We start from the raw sequence: 23769 nt of genomic DNA, 5'->3' as shown, positions 1-23769 counted from the left end.
AGCCTGGATTCGGCCGATGATGGAACAGGCGTCAGGCGCCCGTGTGAGCCTTCTGGAAGGCGCCTCCCACCGAGTAGGTGACCAGAGTGGTCAGCACTTCCTTGACCGACTCGCGCCTGCGCACGTCACAGAGGATGATCGGGGCCACGCCGTCCAGCCCCAGCGCCCTCCGTATCTTGATCGGGTCGTGCCGTCGCGCGCCGTCGAAGCAGTTGACCGCCACCACGAACGGGAGCTCGCGCTGCTCGAAGTAGTCCACGGCGGGGAAGCAGTCCTGCAGACGACGGGTGTCGGCGAGCACGACCGCGCCGAGCGCGCCGACGGACAGCTCGTCCCACATGAACCAGAACCTGTCCTGGCCCGGAGTGCCGAACAGGTAGAGCCAGAGCCCGTCACGGATGGTGATCCGGCCGAAGTCCAGCGCCACGGTTGTGGTGATCTTCGACTCAACGCCCGCGATGTCGTCCACGCCGACACCGCGCTCGCTCAGCAGTTCCTCGGTGTGCAGGGGCCTGATCTCGCTGATCGTACCGACCATGGTCGTCTTGCCGACCCCGAAACCACCGGCGACAAGGATCTTGATGGCCATCGCCGGGCTGTCGACCAGGCTCATGCCCGGCTCAGAGGCCGCGTATTCCATGCAGCACTTCCCTGTAGATGCGTTCGTCGATCGTCTTCCCCATCGGCCGGGGCTTGTCGATGGTGACCAGGCCCTCGCGGCGCAGTTCGCTGAGGAGTACGCGGGTGATGTTGAGCGGCAGCTTGAGGTGCGCCGCCACGTCCGCCACGGGGGTGGGCCGGCGGCACGCCGACAGCACGTCGAGATGCTCGGGCATCAACCCGACCGGCTCGAAGGGTATGTCGACGGTCGTGACGATGGCCACCAGGTCGATGCTCTCCCCGATCGGGCGCGCCCGGCCGCCGGTCACCCCGAAGAGCCTGACCAGGGGCCCGGGATCCTCTCCTGTCACGATCTCGCACCGTTCCAGGCGGGTGCCGGGGCAGCTCCCCTCGGCTGTGAGGACAGATGTTCACCGACGCGCTTGACCAGCAGCGCCATCTCGTAGGTCACCATGCCGAGTTCGGCGTCGCCCGCGGCCAGCACGGCCAACCGGGCTCCCTGCCCCGCCGCGGTGACGAACAGGAAGCCCCCCTCCAGCTCGATGATGGTCTGCCGCACGCCGCCGAGGCCGAAGTGCCGCCCCGCGCCCGACGCGAGGCTGTGGCTCCCGGCGGAGATGGCGGACAGGTGCTCGGTGTCCTCCCGGGTCAGCTCCCGGGAGCCGCCCATCGCCAGGCCGTCGGCGGACAGCACGATGGCGTGCCGGATACCGGGGACCCGCTGGGTCAGGTCGTCGAGAAGCCAGCTCAGTTCAGATCTGGATTCAGGCATCGGAGTGGCCATCCTTTCGCTTCCACACGTCCTGGTCCTGCTCGGTCTGGCTGCGACCCTGCTGCCAGCCTCGTTGCATGGACGACATGAGGTTTGAGAGCTCCTCGGGAGTACGCGCGGGAACGTCGTTCCGCTCCGGTGAGGGCGTCCGGCGGAGCTGGGGGGTCCGGCGGAGCTGGGGGGCCAGGCTGGCCTGCCGCACCCGCACCGGCAACCCGTCCAGGTCCTCGTCGACGTCCGGTACGGACACCGCACGCCGCACGGGCATCGAGGGGGCGGAGGTCTCCTGCCGCTGCTGCGGCGCGGGGAACCATCCCGGCGAGGGCTCGGTGCGTGCCACCGGCAGGTCCCGCGCACTGTAGAGCGCCCTGGGCAGCACCTCCGGTGTCGCGCTCAGCGCCTTCACCGGCCCGCCCGGGTAGGAGCCCACCTGGCGTACGTGGGGGACGGCCTCGGCGGTCAGTGCCTCGCAGGTGGCGAGGAGGCTCTGCGGCAGCAGCACGATCGCGGTGGTGCCGTCGTACGGCGAGGGCCGCAGTACGACCTTGATCCCGTGCCGGGCCGCGAGCCTGGCCACGACGAACAGGCCGAGCCTGTCGCTGTCGGCCAGATCGAACTCCGGCGGGTCGGCGAGCTTGGCGTTGAGCTCGTCGAGGGTGGCCCGGTTCAGCCCCAGGCCCCGGTCCTCGACCTCCAGCGCGAAGCCGTTGGCCGCCACCATGCTCCGTACGTGGACCGCCGTGTTCGGCGGCGAGAAGACCGCGGCGTTCTCCACCAGTTCGGCGATCAGGTGGATCACGTCGGTGACCGCCCCGCCCACCAGCAGCGGCGCCTGCGGCATGGGGAGGACCGTGACGCGGGTGTAGTCCTCGACCTCCAGCACGGCGCTGCGCACCACGTCGAAGATCGGCACCGGGTCGCGCCACCTGCGGGCGGGGGACGCCTCGGACAGGATGATCAGATTCTCCGCGTGCCGCCGCATGCGGGTGGTCAGGTGGTCGAGCTTGAAGAGATCCTCCAGGGTCTCCGGCTCCTCGACGCGGCGCTCCATCGTGTCGAGGAGCCGGAGCTGGCGGTGGAGCAGCGCCTGGTTGCGCCAGGAGAGGTTCAGGAAGACCTGGCTGATGCCCTTGCGGAGCGCGGCCTGGCCGACCGCGGCCTCCACCGCGGTGCGCTGCACCGCGGAGAACGCGTGCACGACCCGGTCGACCTCGGCGGTGTTGGCGCGATCCAATTCGGGAGCCTCGGTCGCCGGGTCCACGTCGTCGCCCCTGCGCAGCCGCTCGACCAGCCGCGGCAGCCGCTCTTCCGCCAGCTCCACGGCCGAGGCCTGGAGTCGCTTCAACTCATCGATCATGGAGCGGCCGAACCGGTAGGAGAACACGATCGAGACGATGATCGCGAGCAGGCCCAGGCCCAGGACCAGCCCGATGCGCAGGAACACCGAGCTCCTGAGCTCGTTGCCCTTGATCGTGGCGCGGGCCAGTTCCTCCCGGGTGCGCTGGTTGACCGTGCTCACCACCGTCTCGGAGTCCCGCTTCCACTCGGCGGCGTCCAGCGGCGGTTTCCCCTTGAGGTCCCACGCGAAGATCTTGTTCTCGACGGCCAGCAGCCGCTGGTGGGCGGCGTCCCCGGCGACCTGCTGGTAGTGCGCCCGCAGTTCGGGACTCATGTCCCGCTCCGCGGCGGTAAGGGAGTTACGTCGGCTGGTCATCGCCGCGACGAAGGCCGCCTGCTCGGTGTTCGTCATCCTGCCGCGCTTCAGCACGGGGGCGAGCACGGCCTGCTCCCTGCCCAGATACTCGGCGGTGGTGCTGTAAGCGGTCATGCCTCGGACGATACGGAAGGACGACACGTCGACGAGCTCCGTCGAGTCGCCGAACTGCTTGTCGGCGGCGCTGATGAAGGCGTTGTAGGCGTCGGTCACCTGGATCGCGCTCATCGAGCCGTTGTCGGCGGAGGTGCGCACCAGGACGAGCCCGTCCATGGCCGACTTCAGGGTCCGCATGTCGGCCGGGGCGTTCTCCGGCTCGTAACCCTCGGCGGACGAGATCGCCTGGCGCACCAGATCCACCGTGCGATTGGTGGCTCGCCGCTGCTCGGAGAGCGGCTCGTTCTGTGCGGTGGCCCCGGCCGCGTCGGCGGAGAGCCGGCGCTCGCGCTGGATCTCGACGATCATCTCCCGGATCGGCGCCCCGGTCACCTGCCAGCGGGTCTGCGTCTGGGAGATGCCGGCGATCTGCGAGACGGACGAGTAGGCGATGAACACCCAGAGGGCGATCAGCGAGAGCACAGGAACGACAAGAATCTTGAGGATCTTCGAGCGGATCGGAGGGGGGGAACTCATTCTTCTTGTCCAATCCGCGATTCCTGCGCGTGGCCTGCAGCCGCCGGGCTCAGAAAGTCCCGCTGTCGCACACCGCGACTGGTGCGTGTGTGATTTGAAACACTATGCCCATGGACATATGTAGCTTCAAGCCGCAGAGCGAAGATTGAATCTCAATGTTCGCGACAGACCACGAGACCTCTCATCCACACGGGCCGGGGCTTTAGACGATCACGCAGCTCAAAGCGGGTACGGCCGTCCGGCACCGCCGCCTTCGCCACCACGGATCGAAAGCATTCCGTTACCACCCGCCGATGCCGAGCAGCCCGACGGCCGAGCAACCGATGCCCGATCGGGGACCGCCTCCCGGGCCGGGTCTCGCCCTCAGCCGTCGCAGGCCCTGCGGGCGAGGATCGAGTAGATCTCGAAGGAGGGCGCGCTGAACCCCGGAGCCGACATGACCGCGCGGACCTCCCGGAGTTGCCGTGGGGTCATCCCCGCCTCCACCAGGCGCTCCTCCAGATGATGGCTGTTGCTGATCAGGAGGCCGAGCCCGGCGGAGCCGCGCTCCCACACCTCGGTCCAGCGCACCGGGTCGACATCGACCAGGCCCGCCCCCGCCATCTCCCGCGCGGCGGAACCGCCCCAGGTCGGATCGCTGCCCGCGGCGCTCAGGACCCGGGTCATGGCCGCGATGTAGGCCCCGTACAGCTCCCCCTCCCGCCCGCCGGGGGTGGGCGGCGCCACCCAGCGGGTGATGTCGATCTCGTCGATCTGCAGCCAGCCGCCGGGCCGCAGCGCGGCGCGCAGGCGCCGCAGGACCTGGCGGCGCCCGGGCAGGTGGCTGAGCACGAGCCGGGCGTGGATCAGGTCGAACGCGTCCACCGGCAGCGGGTCGGTGACGACGTCGTGGCGAGCCACGGTCAGCCCCGGCCTGGACGGGATCAGGCCGGGTTTGATATCGGTCGCCAGCACGCGCCCGCCGGGCGCCACCCGCTCGGCCAGCCAGAGCGCCACACTGCCTCCGCCGGCCCCGACCTCCAGGCAGTTCCAGCCGGCGCCGACACCGGTCAGCGCGAGGCGCTCGAACGTCAGCGGGTCGAGGAGCCGGGCGAGGTAGCGGTGCTGGTCGGACGAGTGATCCCCGTCGTTGTCGAACACGTAGTCAGACGCGGTCGCGGAGTTCTGCCCGGTCATGTGGAACCTTCCGAAAGTGGGTGACCTCCGTCGCATGGTAAGCGGCAGGACACGGAAAGTGACAGGCTTTCGGTCGCACAGGACCCTTCCCCTTGAAGAACGTATCCCCCGCGCCACACTATGTCCGGAAAAAGAACTTATGTTTGACAAGCGAACACCCGCTTTGAAGGGTGCTCTCTCCGCCGAGGAGGCCGGTCAACCGCCTCCTCGGGGAATGATGCGGCGAAATGCGGTGAGGTACACCGGTGACGCCATACACGAGGGGGCAGCATGGCGACCGTCGCCGAGCAGTTCATCGAGGTTCTCCGCCAGGCCGGGGTGGAACGGATCTACGGGGTGGTGGGCGACAGCCTGAACCCGGTGGTCGACGCGGTCAGGAGGACCGGCCACATCGAGTGGGTCCACGTACGCAACGAGGAGGCGGGGGCGTTCGCCGCCGCGGCCGGTATCGGGTCGTTACGGGTGGAGGACCCCTCGGACGTACGGGATGCCCTGGCAAGCGCCTTCGCGACCCCCGGCCCCTTCCTGCTGGACGTGGTCACCGACCCCGACGTACTGGCCATGCCGCCGCGCATCACCACGGAGCAGGTGAAGGGATTCGCCCTGGCCGCGAGCAAGATCGTGCTCACCGGCGGGGTCGGGCGCATGGTCGACATGGCGAAGGCGAACCTGCGGAGCATCCCGCGTCCCTGAGCCCGGCGCCCCCGCCGTGCGGGCCGAGCGGACTCGGGCATCCGAACCGGCCCCCGTGCCCGAGTCCGGTGGAGCAGGCCCCCGAACTCGCGCGCGCCGACTCTGATCAAGGGGCGTCCTCCGGCCGGGCGGCGAGGACCCGGCCGAGGAGGTCCGTAAGGTCCCTGCGCTCGTCGGCCCCCAGCGAGGAGAACCACTCCTGTTCCCTGCTGGTCTGCTCGGCGAAGATCTCGCGGACCGCCGCCTCGCCCGCCGGGGTGAGGCCGACCACCACGGCACGCCTGTCCTCGGGGAGCGGGCGGCGCTCGACCAGGCCGTCCCGCTCAAGGGTGTTGACGGCGTTGGTCACCGCGGAGCGGGACGTGGCGGAGATCTCCGCGAGCCTGGCGGGCTGGGTGGGGCCTAACAGCCAGAGTTTGAACATCAGGCGGAAGCCGGGCAGGGTCCAGCCGCGTGGGCGGTGGATGCGTGTCTCCAGGTCGGTGACGAGCAGGTAGGCCAACTGGAGCAGGTTGTAGGCCAGCGCGAAGGCCTCGGCGTCCGCCGGGGGCGGCATGGCCGCCAGACGCTCACGCGCGTAGGCGGCGTATCGAAGGTCTGCTCTGTCCATCGGCCAAGTCTTGCGCAACGAGAGGTCCGTCGTGAATATTGTTATGGCCATAACAATCTATGGGAGGCACCTGTGCGGGTGGTCATCGCCGGAGGCGGCATCGGCGGGCTGGCGACGGCGCTCAGCCTGCACGCCGCCGGCTTCGAGGACGTGGTCGTGTGCGAGGCTGCCGGGGAGATCCGCCCGCTGGGCGTGGGCATCAACCTGCTGCCGCACGCCGTGCGCGAGCTCACCGAGCTCGGCCTCGCGGAGCGGCTGGCCGAGATCGGGGTGGCCACCGGGGAGCTGGCCTACTTCAACCGGTACGGCACGCCGATCTGGTCGGAACCCAGGGGCCTGGGCGCGGGATACGACTGGCCGCAGTACTCGATCCACCGCGGACGCCTGCAGATGCTCCTGCTGGAGACCGTGATCGAGCGCCTCGGCGCGCACGCCGTAAAGACCGGCCGCCGCGTCGTCTCCACCGGCCCGCGGCCGGGATCCGGCGCGGACGGCCTGCGGATCGGGACGGACGACCTGCGGATCGGGACGGACGACCTGCGGATCGAGGCGGACGACCTGCGGATCGAGGCGGACGACCTGCGGATCGAGGCGGACGACCTGCGGATCGAGGCGGACGACCTGCGGATCGAGGCGGACGACCTGCTGGTCGGAGCGGACGGCATCCACTCGGCGGTCCGGGCGCACCTGTTCCCCGACGAGGGACCACCGCCCTGGAACGGGCTGCTCCTGTGGCGCGGCACGACGTACGGCGAGCCGTTCCTGACCGGACGATCCATGATCATGGCCGGGGACGGCACGCGGAAGTTCGTGGCCTACCCGATCGAGACGGGCGAGCGGACGCTGATCAACTGGATCGCCGAACGCCCGCTGGACGGCGAGGCCCCGGCCCGGGGCGACTGGAACCGCCCGGCGGATCCTCAGAGGATCGTCGAGCACTTCGCGGACTGGCGGTTCGACTGGCTGGACGTGCCCAGGATCATCTCCGGTGCCGAGGCCGCGTACGAGTACCCGATGGTCGACCGCGACCCGCTGCCGTACTGGACGTCGGGCAACGTGATCCTGCTGGGCGACGCCGCACACGCCATGTACCCGATCGGTTCCAACGGCGCCTCCCAGGCGATCATCGACGCCCGGGTGCTCGCCCACTCCCTCGCGCACGGCGACCTCGCCGCCTACGAGGCGGCCCGCCGCCCGGTCACGACCGCGCTGCAACTGTCCAACCGGCAGATGGGTCCCGAGGTGGTGATGAAGCTCGCCCATGAGCGTGCCCCGGACGGCTTCGACGACATCGAGCGGGTCCTCCCCCTCACGGAGCGGACCGAGATCGCCGCGTCGTACAAGCGCACGGCCGGCTTCGACCCGGTGTCGCTCAACGAGCGTCCCTCCTGGAACGTGACCCGGTGAACCTCGAACCGCTCGCCACATTTCATGTGGAACTCGACCCGGTCCTCGATCTCGGCGACTCCCAGTGGGGCCGACGCCGAGTGATCAACGTTGTCGGTGGGTCGTTCGAGGGGCCGCGCCTTTCCGGGACCGTGCTGCCCGGCGGCGCCGACTGGCAGGTCCTGCACGCCGACGGCATGGCCAGCATCGACACCCGCTACACCCTGCGCACCCACGACGGCGCGCACCTGTTCATCTCCACCAACGGGGTGCGGCACGGCCAGCCCTCCGTTCTGGAACGTCTGTCTCGGGGCGAGCCCGTCGACCCGGGCGAGTACTACTTCCGGCTGTTCTGCCGCTTCGAGACCGGCGACGAACGCTACCTGTGGCTCAACCGCACCCTGGCGGTGGCCTCGGCGGCCCGTACCTCGGACGCCGTGCGCTACGACGCCTACATCCTGACCTGAGTCGATGCAGTCGATGCAGTCAATGCAGTCAATGCAGTCAATGCAGTCGATGCTCGGGCTGATGCACCAGATGGCAGCGGGCGAGGACGTGGGGGCCGGGTTCGGTGCGCTGTTGCCCATCCTCGGCGACCTCACACAGGCCGTCTTCCCCGACTCCTTCATCATCATGCCGATCGTTCCCCGCTGAGACCTCGCACGGAGCACCGAACAGACCGAGCGCCGAACAAGCGGGCGGCACGCGGGCGGACAGTCGGCATGGACGTCTTTTCACTTGCTCTTTCCCTGTTCGGTGGGGTGGGGGTCGGCGTGGCACCACGTGGCGGCGAATCCCGGCTGTAAGCATCGTCACTGTCACGCTGGGTTGTTCCATATAACGACAGAGGCCACATTCCAACCAGCGGACCGGTCGTGGATCGCGCGTGGAAAGGAGTGAGGTCTCCATGTCCACCCCCAGGCCTCAAATAAAGCCGACGGCCCCACCCGATCGACACAAAGGACATCGGCCAATAAAAGGGATGGCCATATTGTCCTTGGCCGGATCCCTCTCCGTGGCCCTCACCATCACCGTTTCCACGCCCGCCGCCGCGTCCGTACCCAACGTCCCGCCACCCGCCCCGGCCTCGCCCGCCGTCTCGATCACCGCCTCGATCACCGCCTCGCCCACTGCCTCGCCCACTGCCTCGCCCACCGCCTCGCCCAGCACCGAGCCCTCTTCGATCACCACCTCGTCCACGCTCGACGAGCCGCCACCCAACCCGACCTCCCCCATCGCCTCGGTCAGCACCGATCCCCCCTCCGCCACCGATTCCGGCGGCTCCCGCCCTTCGCTCGCGGAACAGGCACGCAGGAAGTGCAGGCCGAGGTCCTTCTTCAGGTTCCGTTCCTTCAGGCCAAGGAATTTCTTCATTCCCCGTACCCGATTCATCGACGGTCCCGGCGGCACGATGGCGGCGGCGGTCACCCGGCAATACCGCGTATACGCCGAGATGGAAATAGAAAGAGAAAAGATCAGCGAAATCGAAACGGGCAAACTGATCCGCCAGCTGCGAAACTTTGTGAGCCCGCTGCTCGCAAACGAGCACATCGTCGAGACCGGACACGAATACACGCGGGAAATCAGCGACGGCATGTACGGAAACCTGTGGTACCGCGTCTTCGGCTACCGGGTGAGTTTCACGGCGTGGCGCCAGGTCTACAACTGCCGCGTACGCAAGGTCACAGCCGGCGTAGCCAACATCCCCGCGCGGGTGGAGGGCTGGAGATACTGGGAGACCAGGCACCCGATGTTCAGGGGACGCAGGCTGAGCAACCGCTGAGCCCTCTCACCCCACCAGATGAGACGTCTCCACCAGATGGGACGGATGTTCAGGCGGGACGTCCCTGCCAGATGGGACGGATGCCCAGATGGGACGTCCCTGCCAGATGGGACGTCCCTGCCAGGTGAGGCGGATGCTCAAGCGAACCGGGAACCGGTGGTGTCGTTCCCGGAGTCAGCGGCCCAGGAAGCGGGTGGCGTTGCCGCCGAGCAGCTTGGCGCGGGCGTCCTCGGAGAGGAACCCCGCCCCTCGGATCAGCGAGCCCACCGGCGACTCGCCCAGCGGGTAGGGGAAGTCGGAGCCGAGCATGACCCGGTCCTCTCCCATCGTGTCGACCAGCAGCCGCAGCGCCCGCTCGTCGAACACGACCGAGTCCACGCTGAACCGGTCGAGGTAGTGCGACGGCGGGAACTCGGAGACCCCGACGAGGTCACCCCGGCGGTGCCAGGCGTTCTCGAACCGGCCGAGCCAGAAGGCGAACGAGCCGCCGCCGTGCGCGAAGCACAGGCGCAGCGTGTCCGGCACCCGGTCGAGGACACCGCCCAGGATCAGGGCGAGCACCGACAGGTGCGTCTCGGCGGGCATGCCGACCAGCCACTGCGCCATCCAGCGCTCCAGCCGGGGGCCGCCCGCCATGTCCCAGGGGTGCACGAAGACGGGCGCGCCCACGGCGGCGCAGTGCTGGAGGAACTGGACGACCCCCTCGTCGTCGAGGTCACGGTCGCCGACGTGGTTGCCGATCTCGACGCCCGCGTGCCCGGAGGCCATGCACCGGTCAAGCTCGGCGCAGGCCAGGTCGGGGTCCTGGAGCGGCACCTGGCAGAACGGCACCAGCCGCTCGGAGGCGCAGATGTCCAGCGCCAGGTCGTTGAAGATCTTCGCGACCCGTACGGCCTCCGCCGCCGGGCGCTCGTAGGAGAAGAAGACCGGCGTCGGCGAGACGACCTGGACGTCCACCCCGTCGGCGTCCATCCGCTCCAGGCGGACCGAGGGGTTCCAGCAGTCGTCGGCGATCCGGCGGAACTCCCGGTCCCCGAGCAGGATCACGGCCTCCCGCTCGGAGTCGACCCGGAGCCGTGGCGCCCCCGGCCAGCCGAGATCCGGCCAGCCCTTGGGGACATGGTGGGTGTGCACATCGATGATCAACGGCTATCCCTTGCCGGGGTGGACGGCGCCGCAGTTCCCGCAGGTGCGCGCCTTCTCGTCGTCGTAGAACGCCTGGAAGATCGGCGGCAGGTCGGTCACGATGTCGCGGACCTGAAGCTCCACCTCGTGGACCACGGCACTGCACTCCTGGCAGTACCAGCGGAACTTCTCCGGCATGCCCTCCGGCCGGATCCGCTCCACCAGGAAGCCGACCGAACCCTCCTCCGGGCGCTGGGGCGAGTGCGGCAGGTTTGGCGGGAGCAGCCACATCTGCCCCTCCCGGATGTGCACGGTGTCGGGCCCCTCCGGGGTCATGACGTTGACGTGCATGTTGCCGCGGACCTGGTAGAAGAGTTCCTCGTACGGGTCGATGTGGAAGTCGGTCCGCGCGTTCGGGCCACCGACGACCATCACGATGAGGTCGTTGGCGCCCTCAAAGATGACCTTGTTGCCCACCGGCGGCTTGAGCAGGTGGGCGTGCTCGTCGATCCACTTGGTGAAGTCGATGGGTGGGATCACGAAAACTCCTCCGGTCGGTGGGCAACAGCCTGAATCTCGATGAGCAGGTGCGGGTGGGGCAGTTGGTGGACGGCCACCGTGGTGCGGGTCGGGCCGGTCTCGTCGAAGTACTCCGCGTAGACCGCGTTGTATCCGGCGAAGTCATTGATGTTCACCAGGTAGGTGGTGATCTGGACGAGATCGCTCAGGTCGGCCCCGGCCGCCCGGAGGATGTCGCCGATGTTCTCTATCACGGCCCTGGTCTGCTCGACGATGTCGAGCCGGGTCGTGCCGAACTCGTCGGCCTCGGCGCCGACGATCGTGTTGTCCGGCCTGCGCGAGGAGGTCCCGGACACGTACAGGAAGTCACCCGCCCGCTTGACGTGCGGAAACCTTCCCCTGGGGGTGGCCTTCCCGGTGACGACGAGCCCGTCGCTCATGCTCTCTCCTCTCCCATGGGCGCCGACGACATCCCCGGCCCCCCTTCAGGACTTCTCTTCGGACGCGGCCGCGGTGAACGACACCGACCCCAGATGCTGGATCTCGGCCCGCACTCGCGCGCCGGGCGCGAGCGGTTCCGCGGGTGTGGCGGCACCTGCGAGAAGGATCCACCCCGGCTCCAGGACCACCCCTGCCTGCCCTGCCAGGCGGGCGGCTTCGGCGAGTGCCCGGCGCGGATCGCCCAGGATGGCACCGGTGGATCCGGCTTGGACCACGCGCCCGTCGATCTCCAGCAGGACGCCCAGGTTCCACTGGGACGGGTCGTAGGGCTGCCACCGGCCGACGGCGTATCCGGCGGCCGAGGTGTTGTCGGCGATCACGTCGGGCAGCGAGAACCGGAAGTCCTCGTAGCGCGAGTCGATGACCTCGACGCCGGTGGCGACGGCCGCGATGGCGTCCGGCGCGAGCGCGTCGGACGGCGACGCGATGCGCCGCCCGATGAGGTAGACGACCTCCGGCTCCACCCTCGGATGGATATAGCCGGACACGTCCGCATACGAACCGTCGGAGATGGCCGACGACTCGGGCACCCGGCCGAAGATGATGTCGTGCACGCCCATCTGGCGGCGCTTGCCCTCGCTGGTGAAGCCCAGCTTCACCCCGGCCAGCCGGTCCCCCCGCTCAAGACGGAGCCGGATCAGCTCCTCCTGCACCCGGTAGGCGTCGGCCACATCGTAGTCCTGCTCGGGCCTGGGCACCGCACGACCGGTGCGGGCAGCCTCGTCCAGGACCGCGGCGAGCTTGTGGATGTCGGTCACTAGGGCACCATCCTTCTCACAGGCACCCATATGGTGCTTGTTGTCATGACTGCTCCCCCGAGCGCACCAGGTCCAGCGCGATGTCCACGATCATGTCCTCCTGGCCGCCCACCATCCGGCGGCGGCCCACCTCGGTCAGGATGGTCCGGGTGTCGATCCCGTACCGTGCCGAGGCCGCCTCGGCATGCCGCAGGAAGCTGGAGTAGACACCGGCGTAGCCGAGCGTCAGCGTCTCCCTGTCCACCCGGACCGGCCGGTCCTGCAGCGGCCTGACCAGGTTGTCCGCCGCGTCCATCAGGGCGTTCAGATCACAGCCGTGTTCCCAGCCCATCAGGTCGGCCACCGCGACGAACACCTCGATCGGGCAATTGCCCGCGCCCGCGCCCATCCCGGCGAGGGAGGCGTCCACCCGGTAGGTACCGTTCTCCACCGCGACCACCGAGTTGGCCACGCCCAGCCCCAGGTTGTGGTGGGCGTGGATGCCGATCTCGGTGCCCTCGTCGAGCACCGAGCGGTAGGCCCGGACCCGGTCCCTGACCCCGTCCATGGTCAACCGGCCCCCGGAGTCGGTCACGTAGACGCACTGCGCGCCGTACGACTCCATGAGCTTGGCCTGCCTGGCCAGCTCATCGGTCTCCGCCATGTGCGACATCATCAAAAATCCGGACACGTCCATGCCGAGCTCGCGCGCGGTGGCGATGTGCTGGGCGGAGATGTCGGCCTCGGTGCAGTGGGTGGCGACCCTGACCGAGGTGACACCGAGCGCGTGGGCGCGCTTGAGGTCGCCGATGGTGCCGATGCCGGGCAGCAGCAGGGTGGTCAACCTCGCCCGGCTCACGGCCCCGGCGACCGCCTCGATCCACTCGTCGTCGGTGTGCGCGCCCATGCCGTAGTTGAAGCTGCCCCCGGAGAGGCCGTCGCCGTGCGCGATCTCGATCGCAGCCACCCCGGCGGCATCGAGTGCCGCGGCGATCTCGGCGGCCTGGGCGACGGTGTAGCGATGCCGGATGGCATGCATGCCGTCCCGCAGCGTCACGTCCTGAACGTACAGTTTCACGCCTTCACCTCCGCGCGCACGCCTTCGTTGTCGGTACGGTCCTCGGTCTCGGCCAGGCGCTCGGCCGTGCGCAGCGCGGCCGAGGTCATGATGTCGAGGTTGCCCGCGTAGGCGGGCAGGTAGTGGGCGGCGCCCTCCACCTCCAGGAAGACGGTCACCTTGACGCCGCCGTCGCGGGTGCCGTCGGGGAGCGGCTCCCCGGCGGGGACCGTCTCGAACTGCACGTCCTGCTTGAGCCGGTAGCCGGGCACGTAGTCACGGACCCGCTCCACCATGGCCAGCACGGCCTCCACCACCGCCGCCTCGTCACACTCGTCCACCAGGCAGTAGACCGTGTCACGCATGATCAGCGGCGGCTCGGCCGGGTTGAGGACGATGATCGCCTTGCCCTTGGCCGCCCCGCCGACCTCCTCGATCGCCCGGGAGGTCGTCTCGGTGAACTCGTCGATGTTGGCCCGGGTGCCGGGCCCCGCCGACTTCGAGGCGATCGAGGCGACGATCTCCGCGTACCGGACGGGCACCTGCGAGGCGACCGCCGCGACGATCGGGATCGTGGCCTGCCCGCCGCAGGTGACCATGTTGAGGTTCGGCTCGGCGAGGTGTGCCTCCAGGTTGACCGGGGGCACCACGTAGGGGCCGAGGGCGGCGGGGGTCAGGTCGATGACCCGCTTGCCGTGCGCCCGCAGCACCTTGTCGTTGTGCCGGTGCGCGCCGGCCGAGGTCGCGTCGAGGACGATGTCCACGTCGGCGAACCCGGGCAGCGCGACCAGACCCTCGACGCCCTCGTGGGTGGTGGCGACCCCGCGACGGCGGGCGCGGGCCAGGCCGTCGGAGTCGGGGTCGATGCCCGCCATCGCGAAGACCTCGACCTTCTTCGACAGCAGTGCCTTGAACATCAGGTCGGTGCCGATGTTCCCTGAACCGATGATCGCTATTTTCATGAGAACACCGCCCTGACCGAGCCGAGGCCCTCGATATGTGCTTCGAACACGTCACCGGACTCGACGCCGACCATCGGGCCGAGCGCGCCGGTGAGCACGACATCTCCGGCGCGCAGCGGGAAGTCCGTGCGGCCAAGCGCGTCGGCCAGCCAGACCGCGGCGTTCAGCGGGTGCCCGAGGCAGGCCGCACCCGCGCCCGTGGAGACCTCCAGGCCGTTCTTGTTCATGGTCATCCCGGCCAGGCGCAGGTCCAGGCCGCGCAGCCCGATCGGGGTGTTGCCGAGGACGAACGCGCCGCTGGAGGCGTTGTCGGCGACCGTGTCGACGAACGTGATGTCCCACTCCGCGATGCGGCTGTCGACGATCTCGATCGCGGGCAGCACGAAGTCGACGGCCCTGATGACGTCGGCGACGGTGAACGGGCCGCCCTCCAGGTCACTCCCGAGGACCAGCGCCACCTCCGCCTCCGCCTTGGGCTGCAGGAAGCGGCCGGTCGGGACGGGCAGGCCGTCGAGGTAGGCCATGTCGGCGAAGAGCATCCCGAAGTCCGGCCGGTCCACGCCGAGCTGGCGCTGGACCGCCGGGGAGGTCAGCCCGATCTTCCTGCCGACCAGCCGCCGCCCCTCCTCCAGCGCCCGCCTGGTGTTGATCTCCTGTACGGCGTAGCCGATCTCGGCGCTCAGACCGGGCAACGTCTCACGCACCGGGCGGCACGGCTTGCCGCTCCGTGCCGCCTCCAGCAACCGGTCGGCCGCCTCCACGTGCGCGTCGACCGCCTCGCTCCACTCAGTCATGTCCGGGCTCCAGCTTGATGGTGATCGTGGTGGGTTCGGAGTAGAAGTCCAGCGAGCGCGTGCCGCCCTCGCGTCCGATGCCGGACAGCTTCACTCCTCCGAAGGGGGTGCGCAGGTCGCGCAGGTACCAGGTGTTGACCCAGATCAGCCCGGCCTCCAGCGACTGCGCGACCCGGTGGGCCCTGCTCAGGTTGGAGGTCCAGACCGTCGCCGCCAGGCCGTACTCGCTGTCGTTGGCCAGCCCGACCGCCTCGGCCTCGGTGTCGAACGGGGCGACGTGGCAGACCGGGCCGAAGATCTCCTCCCGGTTCACCCGGGAGTCGCGCGGCAGGCCGGTCAGCACCGTCGGCTCGACGTAGTAGCCGCCGTCGCGGTCGTCGCCGAAACGCGGCACGCCGCCGCCGGCGCGGATCTCCGCGCCCTCGCTCTTGGCCAGCTCGTAGTAGGAGAGCACCTTGTCCCGGTGCTCGTCCGAGATCATCGGCATCATCGTGGTGTCCTCGTCGGCGGGGCGGCCGAACCGCAACTCCCCCGCGCGCCTGGCCAGCCGCGCGGTGAACTCCTCGAAGACGGGCCGTTCCACGTACAGCCGCTCGGTGCACAGGCAGACCTGGCCTCCGTTGGTGAAGACCGACCGCACGCTCCCCTCGACCGCCGCGTCGAGGTCCGCGTCGGCGAAGACCAGCCCGGCGTTCTTGCCGCCCAGCTCGAACGAGACGGGCTTGACCCGGTCCGCCACCGCCTTCATGATCGTCGAACCGGTACGGCTCTCACCGGTGAAGGTGACCGCGTCCACGCCCGGGTGCTCCACCAGGAACTGGCCGGTGGAGCCGCCGCCGAAGCCGTGCACGACGTTGAGGACACCGGGGGGAAGGCCGATCGAGGCGGCGATCTCCGCGAGCACCGCGACCGAGCCCGGCGTGTGCTCCGAGGGCTTGACCACCACCGTGTTGCCCGCGACGAGCGCCGGGCCGAGCTTCCAGGTCGCCAGCAGGAACGGCAGGTTCCACGGCACGATCACCGCGACCACCCCGAGGGGCTTGCGCACCGTGTAGCTCAGCACGTCCGTCAGGTGGAACGCGTTCTCCGGGTGCTGGGCCGCGATCTCAGCGAACGACCTGAAGTTGGCGGCGCCGCGCGGGATGTCCAGGGTCCGGGTCTGGGTGATCGACTTGCCGGTGTCGGCGATCTCCGCGGCCACCAGATCCTCGAACCGCTCCTCGATCGCGTCGGCGAGGCGGCGCATCCAGGCGGCCCGCTCGGCCACCGGCAGCGCCGCCCACGCGGGCAGGGCCGAACGGGCGGCGGCCACCGCCCTGTCGACGATGCCCCGGTCCGCCTCGCGGACCTCACGCACCGCAAGCCCGGTCACCGGGTCGTACGTGGCGAACGTCGCGCCCTCCGCGACCGGCACCCCACCGATGAAGTGGTTCACCTGGTCAGACAAGACTTCTCCTCGGGTATGTACTCCGCTGGGTCACTCCATACGGGTATAGAGCCCCAGGTGGTTCATAAGCAAGAATGTGTTCCGTGAAACGGAACCCCGACCGGCTGTCCGTGCTGGAGAAATCCTGGCTGGTGCTTGACGCGTTCCGCCCCACGGGCGGGCCGTTGCGCCTGGCCGACGTCGCCGAGCGCTGCCATCTGCCCAAGACGACGGCCTTCCGGCTGCTCACCGAGCTGACCTCGATCGGCGCGGTCACCCGCCGCCCCGACGGCTACTATCTCGGCCGCCGCCTCTTCGAACTGGGAAGCATCGTGCCCGGAGAGCGCGACCTGAGACACGCGGCGCTGCCCTTCATGCACGACCTCTACGAGGCCACCCACGAGACCGTCCACCTGGGCGTGCGCGACGGCCTCGACGTCATCTACGTCGAGAAGATCCGCGGCCAGACGGCCTTCGCGCTGCCCTCGCGCGTCGGCGGGCGCCTCCCGCTGACCTGCACCGGAATCGGCAAGGCGCTGCTGGCCTACTCCGGGCCCGACCTGATCGACGAGGTTCTCGGCCGCCCGCTCCGCCGGCTGACCCCGCACTCGATCATCGATCCCCGACGCCTGGAGGAGGCACTCGGCCAGATCCAGGCCGCGGGGCTGGCCTACGAGCGGGAGGAGGCCCAGCTGGGCGGCGCCTGCATCGCGGCCCCGGTGTTCGGAGACGGGGTGGCCGTGGCCGCACTGTCGATCTCGGTCCCGCTGGCCCGCTTCCAGCCCACCCGGCTGGCTCCCGCCGTCAAGGCCGCCGCCCTGGGCATCTCCCGCGCCCTGGCCAGAACCATCTGACCCGCCGACCGGCCGCCTCGAATCCGGGCCACGGCTCGGCTTCCACATCGTGCCGATTCACTCGGATCCGACGCCCGCGAAAACCCCTTGCCTGAAGGTCACCTTCTCGTAACCTCACAGGGCCGCCGACCGGGCTTCGAGCACCGGCATCATTGCCTCATGTACCAGGCATGGCAGCTATGGGGAAATATCGTTATAGCGACTTTCCTCGCGGTCCCGGTGGCCGTCGTCGCCGTCCGCGTGCTGGCCCGCCGTCGTGCCCGTACGGGTCATCCCTTTCCCGTCCGCACCGCCCTGGCCGACGTGGTCGCGGTGACCGGGACCGCTCCCTGGATCTGGATGATCCTCACTCCTCGGGCGGGCGCCTCCGACGTCAGCCTCCTCCCCCTTGTGGACCTGTGGGCGACCCTCCGGGGGCCGGCACAGGCGGCGTTCGTACAGGTCGGAGGGAATCTTCTGGTCTTCGCCTCGCTCGGCGCCATGCTCCCCGTACGCTCGGCGCACCTCACCTCACTCGCCCGGATCGCGGCAGTGGCGGCGGGCGCCTCACTCACCGTGGAGGTCCTCCAGTACGCCCTGCGCCTGGGGCGGGTGAGCTCCGTCGACGACGTGATCGTCAACACGGCGGGTGCCGTGCTGGCCGCGGCCGTCACGCGCCGGTGGTGGGCCGGCCGAATAGCGGCTGGGATCGTTCCACGGTAACGGACCGGGAAAACTCCTTAAGCTCGCCACACGGGCACGATACCTCCCAAAAGAAACACGTTACCAACCCCTATATCTGTGCGATCGTGGACAAGACGGGGCAAGTTCTCTGGAGACGCCAAACCCGGTTGGTGACAGAGGGTGATCGAACGTGCAGCAGTCCCCGGTACCTCCCGAGCCCCCGATCTATCGGCGCATCGCCGACGGGCTTCGCGAAGCGATCCTGTCCGGCGATCTCCGAGACGGGGATCGGCTTCCGGGCGAGAACGCCCTGATGGCACGGCACGGCATAGCCCGCGCCACCGCCAGACAGGCCCTTTCCGTGCTAATCAACGAAGGGCTGGCCGTCCCCAAACGCGGCTCGGGGGTGTATGTCAGGCAGTTCCGCCCGATCAGGCGACACGGTTCCCGGCGGCTCTCCCGTGACAGGTGGGGGCGCGGCGCGGCCATCTGGGACTCCGATACCGAGGGCCGCCCCTACACCGTGGACGAGGTGGAGATCGACCGGGAGAGGGCCGAGGACGCCGTGGCACAGGTGCTGGACAGCACCGAGGTGTGGGTCCGCAGGCGGCGCTACTCGGTGAACGGGCGGCCGGTGCAACTGTCGGTCTCCCACTTCCCCGCCGAACTGGTGGAGGGGACCCCGATCACGAGAGAGGACACAGGTCCGGGGGGCGTCTACGCGCGCCTCGGCGAGCTTGGCCACGCCCCGGCACACTTCACCGAGGAGATCCGCGCCCGTATGCCCCATCCCCATGAGACCGTCCAGCTCGACCTCCCCGCCGGAACCCCGGTCATCGTGATCGCCCGGGTCGCCCGCACCACCGACGGCGTCGCCGTCGAGGTCAACGAGATGGTCCTCGACGCCGCCTCTTACGTACTTCAGTACGACTTCGACTCATAGTTCAAGGCCGTCCGTCAACCGATAGGTTGACCTGTCCTTCACGATCATTGATTTCTCTAGAGAAGTGCCGCACCGTCAGAGGTGGAACGTCGCAAAGACGGGCCTGGGCGCGGGGAAGGTGCACGGATGTCTTTCGACCGACATCTCGCAGAAATCGCCCGGGAGTTTCCCGACTGGACGATCTGGCGGAGCGACGCGGGTAGGTGGTGGGCAACCCGCCACCACCCGCTGACCTCCGCCCAGCGTGATGTCGGCTGCGCGATGACCATCGACGCGGACGACCCCGAGGGGCTGCGTGAGCAACTGCGCGCCCAGCGGGAACGTTCCGGCGAGGCGGAGCCTGGAACGGACACTTGAAGACCGCCCGGTGCCGGGGTGAGCGGATCCGATGCGGTCCCGGCGCCGGGCCCCCAATCGCGGAAGCCCCCGACCCTATCGGGGGCGGGGGCTTCCGCTTGACCTCCGGGCGGCTCCGGGCTCCGACCACACCGCGAATCTCGCGGTCACGCACGCCGGCCTCCGGAACCACTCGGACCTGCTCACGATCTCCGCGGAGCCGCGGAACTCCACGGTCACACGCGCCGATCTCCGAGGCCGTGCGGCCCCGCTCACACTCTCCGGGGCGGCAAGGCCTCACCGTCGGGGGCGGCGTACTTCCCCTCGTTCTTTCCCACGGCCGGGGCGAGGTCGACATCGGTGTCGTCGTACACCTCGATCTCCTCGCCCGAACGGTCACCGGCATCCTTACCGGGGGCGTCGTCCACGATCACCCGTACGGAGTCCAGGTCGAGTGAGGCGTCGAGGTCGAGTGAGGCATCGAGGTCGGCGTCTCGCGCGTCCTCCGATCCGGCGTACCCCGCCGTCACCTCGGCGTTGTCGGGCGCGGCCTCCCGCGTCGCCTCGGGGGCGCTGGAGACACCGTCGACGGCCTCGTCGTCGACGGCCTCGGCGGGGACGGGAGCCGCCAGCGCGGGCTGGACGCGGGCAGGGGGCAGCACGGAGTCCTCGTCGATCAGGGGTCCCGAACTGCTCTCGCGGTGGAGCAGGTCGCCCAGGACGGCGCCCATCTCGTGCAGGCGGCGCATGACCTCGTGGTGGGTGTCGGTGAGGTAGACGACCCGGCGGCCGGTGGTCTCGTCCAGGATGTTGGCACGCTGCTGGGCCGCCGACAGCGTGGAGTGCGCCTCGGTGTTGGCGGCGTTGACCGTCGCCCGCGCCTCCGCGTGGGCCGCGCTCAGCGTGGAGTCGGCCTCGGCACGGGCGTTCTCGACGGTCTGCTCCGCCTCCTTCCTCGCCGAGGTGACCATCCGGTCGGCCTCGGCACGGGCGCTGCGCAGGGTCTCCTCGGACTCGGCGCGGGCCGCGTTGACCGTCTCCTCCGCCTCCTTGCCGGCTTGGGAGAGCCTCTGCTCGGCGGTGGCGGTGGCCTCGGCGACCCTGCGCTCGGCCTCCTGCTGCGCGGCGTTCAGGATGGCCTCGGCCCGATCCTGCGCGGAGGTGATCAGCCGCTCGGACTCGGCGGCGGAGTCGTTGCTGAGCTTGAGGGCCTCGGCCTCGGCGACCTGCCTCTTGGCGGTGGCCTCCTCCTCGCCCAGCTTCAGTATCTGGCTGAGCCGTTCGCCGAGCTCGTCGTAGTCCTGCGGGGCGTCCGAGAGCCTCCTGCGTGCCTCGGACAGCTCGACCCGGCCCTGCTCGGCCTGGTCGATCGCGCGCGCGAGCCGCTCCTCCAGATCGCGGATCTGGTGGCGGTGGCGGTCCATGTAGTCGTGAACCTGACGGCGGCTGTAACCGCGCATGACGACCTCGAACGAGTCCTCATGCATCAGGTCGGGAAAGCTCTCGTGCTGGTTTGTCATGGCACTGCCCGTGGAGGTTGTGTGGTGGGAAAGGTGACGTCAGGAGACGACTGTCCTGCTTACTGCCCGACTCCGCAACCTGAACACGCCACCTGCTTGCCGAAATACCGGACAGAACGCCCCCTCTAACATCGTCTCCATGAACGCCATGCCATACATCGCCGCCCTCGACGGCGACGCGATCCCGCGGATTCATCCGGACGCCTACGTCGCCCCCGGAGCGGTGGTCGTCGGGAGGGTCCGGCTGGGCCGCGCCGCGAACGTCTGGTACGGCTCGGTCCTCCGCGGTGACGACGAGGACATCGAGGTAGCGGAGGAGTGCAACATCCAGGACCTGTGCTGCCTGCACTCCGACCCGGGCGAGCCGGCCGTGCTGGAGCCCCGGGTGAGCCTCGGGCACAAGGCCATGGTGCACGGGGCCCATGTGGAGACCGGCGCGCTCGTCGGCATCGGCGCGATCGTGCTGGGCGGCGCCAGGATCGGCGCGGGGTCACTGATCGCGGCCGGCGCCCTGGTGGCCCCCGGAAAGCGGATCCCGGCGGGTGTGCTCGTCGCGGGCGTCCCCGGGAAGATCGTCCGAGAACTCACGGACGACGACCGCGACTCCTTCGCCCGCACGTCGGCCGGCTACGTCGCCAGGGCCGCCCGCCACCGGGCCGCGGTCGCTCTCCCACCGGCCTGAACGCCTGCCTGCCGGAGGGGCCGGGAGAGCCTTACGATCGTGCGAGGCCCGCTTGGCGATCGCGGCGCCGGACACGACCTTGACCGAAGGGAGGCAGGGGCATCCCGCCCGTGGCGAAGGCCAGGGGCCCCGGCCCCGGAATACCGATGACCGGCATGTGGCAGTGGGATGGGTTCGACGCCATCGAGCGCGACGTGCGGACCATGGTCGCCGATCATCGGTGGACGGGACTCCCGCCGCTCGCGCGAGCCCAGGCCATCGCCCAGCGCACGCTGGCCACCCCTGACGGCGGGCACTGGCTGTTCGGTGCCCACGCCCGGTGGTACCGCCAGGATCCCGCCGACGGCCGCTGGTACCTGACCGCGCCCCCCGCCGACCGGGGTTTCCGCACCGCGGCGCAGGTGATCCAGGTCACCTCGATGGTCCTGCCGCATCTGATCCCGACCGGCCCCGACTTCGCCGTCGACCGTGGGTCGGTCCAGGGGTTCGTCGGTCCCGACGTGCCCTACGAGATCACCGAACGGATCCGGGAACTGGTCATCGCCCAGCGAGGCAGGCGCAGGGAGGACTTCCCGCTCACCGAGCCGTTCACCCGGCTCTTCGCCGGGGAGGTGGCCAGCCCGGTCGCCGCGATCTGGGGAACGCTCATGTGGTGCGCCTACGCCCCCGCCTTCGACGGCAACGAGGTGCTGCTGTCGATGTTCGGGGAGTTCCTCGCCCGCCCGCTGCCCGGTGACGAGTGGGTCCGCTGGCTGCCGCCCACCTCACTGGGCGAGCTGGCCGCGCTGTACGGCGAGCGAGTCAGGGCGGGGCATCCGGAGGCGGGCCTGCGGCTGGTCGCGCTGATGGCCGACACCGCCGCCGTGGTACGCGGCGACCCGAGGTTCGGGCCGCGTGCCGGCGCCCTGCTGGCCATGATCGAACCGCTGCTCCGCCGGGCCTGCCAGGATCCCGCCACCGCCCACCACGGCGACGAGGCGGTACGCCACGCGTGGATCTCGCGCTGCCCGCCCCACATGACGCTGCCCGACACCTCACCCGGCGACCACTTCCAGCACGTGGTCTACGACCTGGTCCAGGCATTGGGGTTCCTCGCCCCGATGGGTGCCGATCCACGGGCGGTGGCCGCCTCACTGCTCGCCGCCGACCTGGCGGCCTGCGCGCCGAGAATGGCTGACGGCCTCTACCCGTGGCTGGATCCCGAGCTGCGGCACATCCTCCACGTGGTGCTCACCGACGCCGCACACCCGCTGCGGGGCTGCTGGCCGCGTTCGGGAGAGCTGCCTCCCGCGCTCCACCCGCCTGACCGGGCCTCGGCCGCGGCCCTGCTCGGCGCCGCCTACGCCACCGGGCTCGCGTGGTGCCGTCTCACCGGGACCGAGATACCCGAGCGCGGTTTCGCGACGGCCTCGGCGGTCGTGCACCGGCTGACACACGAGCGGGACGACCCCGTCCCCGGAGTATCGGGAACCTACCCCCGCCACTTCTGACACACGCCAGTATGCTTAAACCACAAATAGAGTTATTTCATCCTTACTCTCCCTATATCCTTCTAGGCCCCTATGCATCAGACAATTAGCTGAATTGTGATCTCGTAATCGGGAAATGATCCTCCTTGAGGGCGTGCCGGGCGGGGCGAGGAATGGTCCCGATGGGCCATGGGCACCGATGACCGTCCGCCGTAACCTCGAAGTGGGTGTGGGCTGCGGAAGGAAGGACGACGCGGTGGGGCACGACGACCTGGACTCTAGAGTCCACGACCGTGTCGCGTTGGACGAGATCGCGCTCTATGCCGAGGTGCTGTCCGCCGTCGCCATCAGCGAACGGCCCCTCACCTTGGTGGAGCTCGACAACGCGCTCGGGTTGAGTGCTTCGGCTGTCTGCTGAAGCCACGGTAAGAACCGTTTTCAAGACCCGGTCCCGGACCCCGTAACGGGGTCCGGGACGTGGTCGGAAAAATAGTCAGTGACTAGTCACGAACGGACGAGACGGGCGATCGCGGCCGACGCCTCCTTGACCTTCTCCTGCGCCTCCGGACCCCCGATGTTGATGGCGTCGGCGACGCAGTGACCGATGTGATCCTCAAGCAGGCCGAGTGCCACCGCCTGGAGCGCCCGCGTGGCGGCGGACACCTGGGTCAGCACGTCAATGCAGTAGGCGTCCTCTTCGACCATCCGCTGCAGACCTCTGATCTGCCCCTCGATCCGCCGTAACCGGGTCAGATAAGCCTGTTTGTCACCGCTATACCCATGCATGTGCCAA

The 23769-nt window shown here is 69.5% G+C and carries 28 protein-coding genes and 1 pseudogene; 12 read left to right on the top strand and 17 right to left on the bottom strand.

Annotation, left to right across the window (positions count from 1 at the left end; translation table 11 throughout):
- Positions 1-31 precede the first annotated feature (31 nt).
- The 5 genes from OIE13_RS32150 to OIE13_RS32130 all read right to left on the bottom strand — a co-directional run bounded on the left by OIE13_RS32150 (position 32) and on the right by OIE13_RS32130 (position 4916).
- The gene (locus tag OIE13_RS32150) at positions 32-640 is read right to left on the bottom strand and encodes a GTP-binding protein (protein ID WP_326645904.1); all 609 of its coding nucleotides are present in this window, start codon (positions 638-640) and stop codon (positions 32-34) included.
- Positions 621-971 (bottom strand): DUF742 domain-containing protein, encoded by a 351-nt coding sequence (locus OIE13_RS32145; protein ID WP_326645905.1) that lies wholly within the window; start codon positions 969-971, stop codon positions 621-623. Before OIE13_RS32145 ends, OIE13_RS32150 begins: the two co-directional genes overlap by 20 nt.
- On the bottom strand, positions 968-1393 hold the full coding sequence (locus OIE13_RS32140) for a roadblock/LC7 domain-containing protein (protein WP_326645906.1): 426 nt from the start codon (positions 1391-1393) through the stop codon (positions 968-970). The genes OIE13_RS32145 and OIE13_RS32140 overlap by 4 nt, the downstream gene beginning before the upstream one ends.
- Entirely contained in the window at positions 1386-3740 is a 2355-nt protein-coding gene (locus OIE13_RS32135; protein WP_326829167.1) for a sensor histidine kinase, read from the bottom strand. Before OIE13_RS32135 ends, OIE13_RS32140 begins: the two co-directional genes overlap by 8 nt.
- Positions 3741-4103: 363 nt before the next feature.
- Positions 4104-4916 (bottom strand): class I SAM-dependent methyltransferase, encoded by an 813-nt coding sequence (locus OIE13_RS32130; RefSeq protein ID WP_326645908.1) that lies wholly within the window; start codon positions 4914-4916, stop codon positions 4104-4106.
- Between the two features lie 270 nt (positions 4917-5186).
- Between OIE13_RS32130 and OIE13_RS36880 the strand changes: the two are divergent.
- Positions 5187-5360 (top strand): annotated as a pseudogene (locus tag OIE13_RS36880) (thiamine pyrophosphate-binding protein); the annotation flags it as partial.
- Positions 5361-5715: 355 nt separating this feature from the next.
- On the opposite strand, the gene OIE13_RS32120 reads toward OIE13_RS36880, so the two are convergent.
- Complete coding sequence (locus tag OIE13_RS32120; RefSeq protein WP_326645910.1) at positions 5716-6219, bottom strand: MarR family winged helix-turn-helix transcriptional regulator; 504 nt, start codon at positions 6217-6219, stop codon at positions 5716-5718.
- Positions 6220-6291: 72 nt separating this feature from the next.
- Here OIE13_RS32120 and OIE13_RS32115 point away from each other — a divergent pair, with 72 nt between their 5' ends.
- Genes OIE13_RS32115 through OIE13_RS32105 form a run of 3 tightly spaced genes read left to right on the top strand, consistent with a single transcriptional unit; the run spans position 6292 to position 8259 of the window.
- A complete protein-coding gene (locus OIE13_RS32115; RefSeq protein ID WP_326829166.1) occupies positions 6292-7626 on the top strand; it encodes a flavin-dependent oxidoreductase in 1335 nt (444 codons plus the stop codon).
- A complete protein-coding gene (locus OIE13_RS32110; RefSeq protein ID WP_326645912.1) occupies positions 7623-8072 on the top strand; it encodes a DUF3237 domain-containing protein in 450 nt (149 codons plus the stop codon). Before OIE13_RS32115 ends, OIE13_RS32110 begins: the two co-directional genes overlap by 4 nt.
- A 31-nt stretch (positions 8073-8103) precedes the next feature.
- Positions 8104-8259 carry a hypothetical protein gene (locus OIE13_RS32105; RefSeq protein ID WP_326829165.1) on the top strand — a complete coding sequence of 52 codons (156 nt, stop codon included), beginning with the start codon at positions 8104-8106 and terminating at the stop codon, positions 8257-8259.
- Between the two features lie 270 nt (positions 8260-8529).
- Here OIE13_RS32105 and OIE13_RS32100 read toward each other — a convergent pair whose 3' ends face one another.
- A complete protein-coding gene (locus OIE13_RS32100) occupies positions 8530-9201 on the bottom strand; it encodes a hypothetical protein (protein ID WP_326829164.1) in 672 nt (223 codons plus the stop codon).
- Here OIE13_RS32100 and OIE13_RS32095 point away from each other — a divergent pair.
- Positions 9200-9388, top strand: coding sequence for a hypothetical protein (locus OIE13_RS32095; protein ID WP_326645915.1), 189 nt, complete (start codon positions 9200-9202; stop codon positions 9386-9388). The two genes, OIE13_RS32100 and OIE13_RS32095, sit on opposite strands and share 2 nt — an antisense overlap.
- A gap of 174 nt (positions 9389-9562) precedes the next feature.
- Here the strand turns inward: OIE13_RS32095 and OIE13_RS32090 are convergent, their stop codons facing one another.
- From OIE13_RS32090 to OIE13_RS32055, 8 genes are read right to left on the bottom strand one after another with little or no spacing between them, the layout of a single operon-like run.
- The gene (locus OIE13_RS32090; protein WP_326645916.1) at positions 9563-10534 is read right to left on the bottom strand and encodes an amidohydrolase family protein; all 972 of its coding nucleotides are present in this window, start codon (positions 10532-10534) and stop codon (positions 9563-9565) included.
- A gap of 3 nt (positions 10535-10537) precedes the next feature.
- On the bottom strand, positions 10538-11053 hold the full coding sequence (locus OIE13_RS32085) for a 3-hydroxyanthranilate 3,4-dioxygenase (RefSeq protein ID WP_326829163.1): 516 nt from the start codon (positions 11051-11053) through the stop codon (positions 10538-10540).
- Complete coding sequence (locus tag OIE13_RS32080) at positions 11050-11472, bottom strand: RidA family protein (protein WP_326645918.1); 423 nt, start codon at positions 11470-11472, stop codon at positions 11050-11052. The genes OIE13_RS32085 and OIE13_RS32080 overlap by 4 nt, the downstream gene beginning before the upstream one ends.
- Positions 11473-11517: 45 nt before the next feature.
- Positions 11518-12291: a 2-keto-4-pentenoate hydratase gene (locus OIE13_RS32075; protein ID WP_326645919.1), complete on the bottom strand. Its 774-nt coding sequence runs from the start codon at positions 12289-12291 to the stop codon at positions 11518-11520.
- Between the two features lie 43 nt (positions 12292-12334).
- Positions 12335-13348 (bottom strand): 4-hydroxy-2-oxovalerate aldolase, encoded by a 1014-nt coding sequence (gene dmpG / locus OIE13_RS32070; RefSeq protein WP_326645920.1) that lies wholly within the window; start codon positions 13346-13348, stop codon positions 12335-12337.
- Positions 13345-14289, bottom strand: coding sequence for an acetaldehyde dehydrogenase (acetylating) (locus OIE13_RS32065; protein ID WP_326645921.1), 945 nt, complete (start codon positions 14287-14289; stop codon positions 13345-13347). Before OIE13_RS32065 ends, dmpG begins: the two co-directional genes overlap by 4 nt.
- Positions 14286-15083 (bottom strand): 2-keto-4-pentenoate hydratase, encoded by a 798-nt coding sequence (locus OIE13_RS32060; protein WP_326829162.1) that lies wholly within the window; start codon positions 15081-15083, stop codon positions 14286-14288. The genes OIE13_RS32065 and OIE13_RS32060 overlap by 4 nt, the downstream gene beginning before the upstream one ends.
- Complete coding sequence (locus OIE13_RS32055; protein WP_326829161.1) at positions 15076-16530, bottom strand: 2-hydroxymuconic semialdehyde dehydrogenase; 1455 nt, start codon at positions 16528-16530, stop codon at positions 15076-15078. The genes OIE13_RS32060 and OIE13_RS32055 overlap by 8 nt, the downstream gene beginning before the upstream one ends.
- A 74-nt stretch (positions 16531-16604) precedes the next feature.
- Between OIE13_RS32055 and OIE13_RS32050 the strand changes: the two genes are divergently transcribed.
- The 4 genes from OIE13_RS32050 to OIE13_RS32035 all read left to right on the top strand — a co-directional run bounded on the left by OIE13_RS32050 (position 16605) and on the right by OIE13_RS32035 (position 19326).
- On the top strand, positions 16605-17363 hold the full coding sequence (locus tag OIE13_RS32050) for an IclR family transcriptional regulator (RefSeq protein ID WP_326645924.1): 759 nt from the start codon (positions 16605-16607) through the stop codon (positions 17361-17363).
- Between the two features lie 159 nt (positions 17364-17522).
- Complete coding sequence (locus OIE13_RS32045; protein ID WP_326645925.1) at positions 17523-18065, top strand: VanZ family protein; 543 nt, start codon at positions 17523-17525, stop codon at positions 18063-18065.
- Between the two features lie 151 nt (positions 18066-18216).
- Positions 18217-18969 carry a GntR family transcriptional regulator gene (locus OIE13_RS32040; RefSeq protein WP_326645926.1) on the top strand — a complete coding sequence of 251 codons (753 nt, stop codon included), beginning with the start codon at positions 18217-18219 and terminating at the stop codon, positions 18967-18969.
- Positions 18970-19095: 126 nt separating this feature from the next.
- Positions 19096-19326 carry a hypothetical protein gene (locus tag OIE13_RS32035; protein WP_326645927.1) on the top strand — a complete coding sequence of 77 codons (231 nt, stop codon included), beginning with the start codon at positions 19096-19098 and terminating at the stop codon, positions 19324-19326.
- 251 nt (positions 19327-19577) lie between these two features.
- Here the strand turns inward: OIE13_RS32035 and OIE13_RS32030 are convergent, their stop codons facing one another.
- On the bottom strand, positions 19578-20825 hold the full coding sequence (locus tag OIE13_RS32030) for a hypothetical protein (protein WP_326645928.1): 1248 nt from the start codon (positions 20823-20825) through the stop codon (positions 19578-19580).
- Between the two features lie 139 nt (positions 20826-20964).
- Between OIE13_RS32030 and OIE13_RS32025 the strand changes: the two genes are divergently transcribed.
- The 3 genes from OIE13_RS32025 to OIE13_RS32015 all read left to right on the top strand — a co-directional run bounded on the left by OIE13_RS32025 (position 20965) and on the right by OIE13_RS32015 (position 23394).
- The gene (locus OIE13_RS32025) at positions 20965-21507 is read left to right on the top strand and encodes a gamma carbonic anhydrase family protein (RefSeq protein ID WP_326645929.1); all 543 of its coding nucleotides are present in this window, start codon (positions 20965-20967) and stop codon (positions 21505-21507) included.
- Positions 21508-21662: 155 nt separating this feature from the next.
- Positions 21663-22997 carry a hypothetical protein gene (locus OIE13_RS32020; RefSeq protein WP_326829160.1) on the top strand — a complete coding sequence of 445 codons (1335 nt, stop codon included), beginning with the start codon at positions 21663-21665 and terminating at the stop codon, positions 22995-22997.
- 178 nt (positions 22998-23175) lie between these two features.
- On the top strand, positions 23176-23394 hold the full coding sequence (locus OIE13_RS32015; RefSeq protein ID WP_326645931.1) for a hypothetical protein: 219 nt from the start codon (positions 23176-23178) through the stop codon (positions 23392-23394).
- Between the two features lie 86 nt (positions 23395-23480).
- Here the strand turns inward: OIE13_RS32015 and OIE13_RS32010 are convergent, their stop codons facing one another.
- Positions 23481-23762 carry a metal-sensitive transcriptional regulator gene (locus tag OIE13_RS32010; RefSeq protein WP_030905552.1) on the bottom strand — a complete coding sequence of 94 codons (282 nt, stop codon included), beginning with the start codon at positions 23760-23762 and terminating at the stop codon, positions 23481-23483.
- Between the last annotated feature and the right edge of the window lie 7 nt (positions 23763-23769).

Origin of the sequence: Streptosporangium sp. NBC_01810 (genome assembly GCF_035917355.1) — a bacterium.
Classification (GTDB): Bacteria; Actinomycetota; Actinomycetes; order Streptosporangiales; family Streptosporangiaceae; genus Streptosporangium.
This window is presented reverse-complemented; position numbering and strand designations above follow the sequence as displayed.

Excerpts from the sequence above, each read along its gene's own strand:
- OIE13_RS32150 (WP_326645904.1), bottom strand. The coding sequence starts at position 640 with ATGGAATACGCGGCCTCTGAGCCGGGCATGAGCCTGGTCGACAGCCCG.
- OIE13_RS32140 (WP_326645906.1), bottom strand. The coding sequence starts at position 1,393 with ATGCCTGAATCCAGATCTGAACTGAGCTGGCTTCTCGACGACCTGACC.
- OIE13_RS32135 (WP_326829167.1), bottom strand. The coding sequence starts at position 3,740 with ATGAGTTCCCCCCCTCCGATCCGCTCGAAGATCCTCAAGATTCTTGTC.
- OIE13_RS32130 (WP_326645908.1), bottom strand. The coding sequence starts at position 4,916 with ATGACCGGGCAGAACTCCGCGACCGCGTCTGACTACGTGTTCGACAAC.
- OIE13_RS32120 (WP_326645910.1), bottom strand. The coding sequence starts at position 6,219 with ATGGACAGAGCAGACCTTCGATACGCCGCCTACGCGCGTGAGCGTCTG.
- OIE13_RS32105 (WP_326829165.1), top strand. The coding sequence starts at position 8,104 with ATGCAGTCAATGCAGTCGATGCTCGGGCTGATGCACCAGATGGCAGCG.
- OIE13_RS32095 (WP_326645915.1), top strand. The coding sequence starts at position 9,200 with ATGTACGGAAACCTGTGGTACCGCGTCTTCGGCTACCGGGTGAGTTTC.
- OIE13_RS32100 (WP_326829164.1), bottom strand. The coding sequence starts at position 9,201 with ATGCCGTCGCTGATTTCCCGCGTGTATTCGTGTCCGGTCTCGACGATG.
- OIE13_RS32080 (WP_326645918.1), bottom strand. The coding sequence starts at position 11,472 with ATGAGCGACGGGCTCGTCGTCACCGGGAAGGCCACCCCCAGGGGAAGG.
- OIE13_RS32065 (WP_326645921.1), bottom strand. The coding sequence starts at position 14,289 with ATGAAAATAGCGATCATCGGTTCAGGGAACATCGGCACCGACCTGATG.
- OIE13_RS32060 (WP_326829162.1), bottom strand. The coding sequence starts at position 15,083 with ATGACTGAGTGGAGCGAGGCGGTCGACGCGCACGTGGAGGCGGCCGAC.
- OIE13_RS32050 (WP_326645924.1), top strand. The coding sequence starts at position 16,605 with ATGTGTTCCGTGAAACGGAACCCCGACCGGCTGTCCGTGCTGGAGAAA.
- OIE13_RS32045 (WP_326645925.1), top strand. The coding sequence starts at position 17,523 with ATGTACCAGGCATGGCAGCTATGGGGAAATATCGTTATAGCGACTTTC.
- OIE13_RS32035 (WP_326645927.1), top strand. The coding sequence starts at position 19,096 with ATGTCTTTCGACCGACATCTCGCAGAAATCGCCCGGGAGTTTCCCGAC.
- OIE13_RS32030 (WP_326645928.1), bottom strand. The coding sequence starts at position 20,825 with ATGACAAACCAGCACGAGAGCTTTCCCGACCTGATGCATGAGGACTCG.
- OIE13_RS32025 (WP_326645929.1), top strand. The coding sequence starts at position 20,965 with ATGAACGCCATGCCATACATCGCCGCCCTCGACGGCGACGCGATCCCG.
- OIE13_RS32020 (WP_326829160.1), top strand. The coding sequence starts at position 21,663 with ATGTGGCAGTGGGATGGGTTCGACGCCATCGAGCGCGACGTGCGGACC.
- OIE13_RS32015 (WP_326645931.1), top strand. The coding sequence starts at position 23,176 with ATGACCGTCCGCCGTAACCTCGAAGTGGGTGTGGGCTGCGGAAGGAAG.
- OIE13_RS32010 (WP_030905552.1), bottom strand. The coding sequence starts at position 23,762 with ATGCATGGGTATAGCGGTGACAAACAGGCTTATCTGACCCGGTTACGG.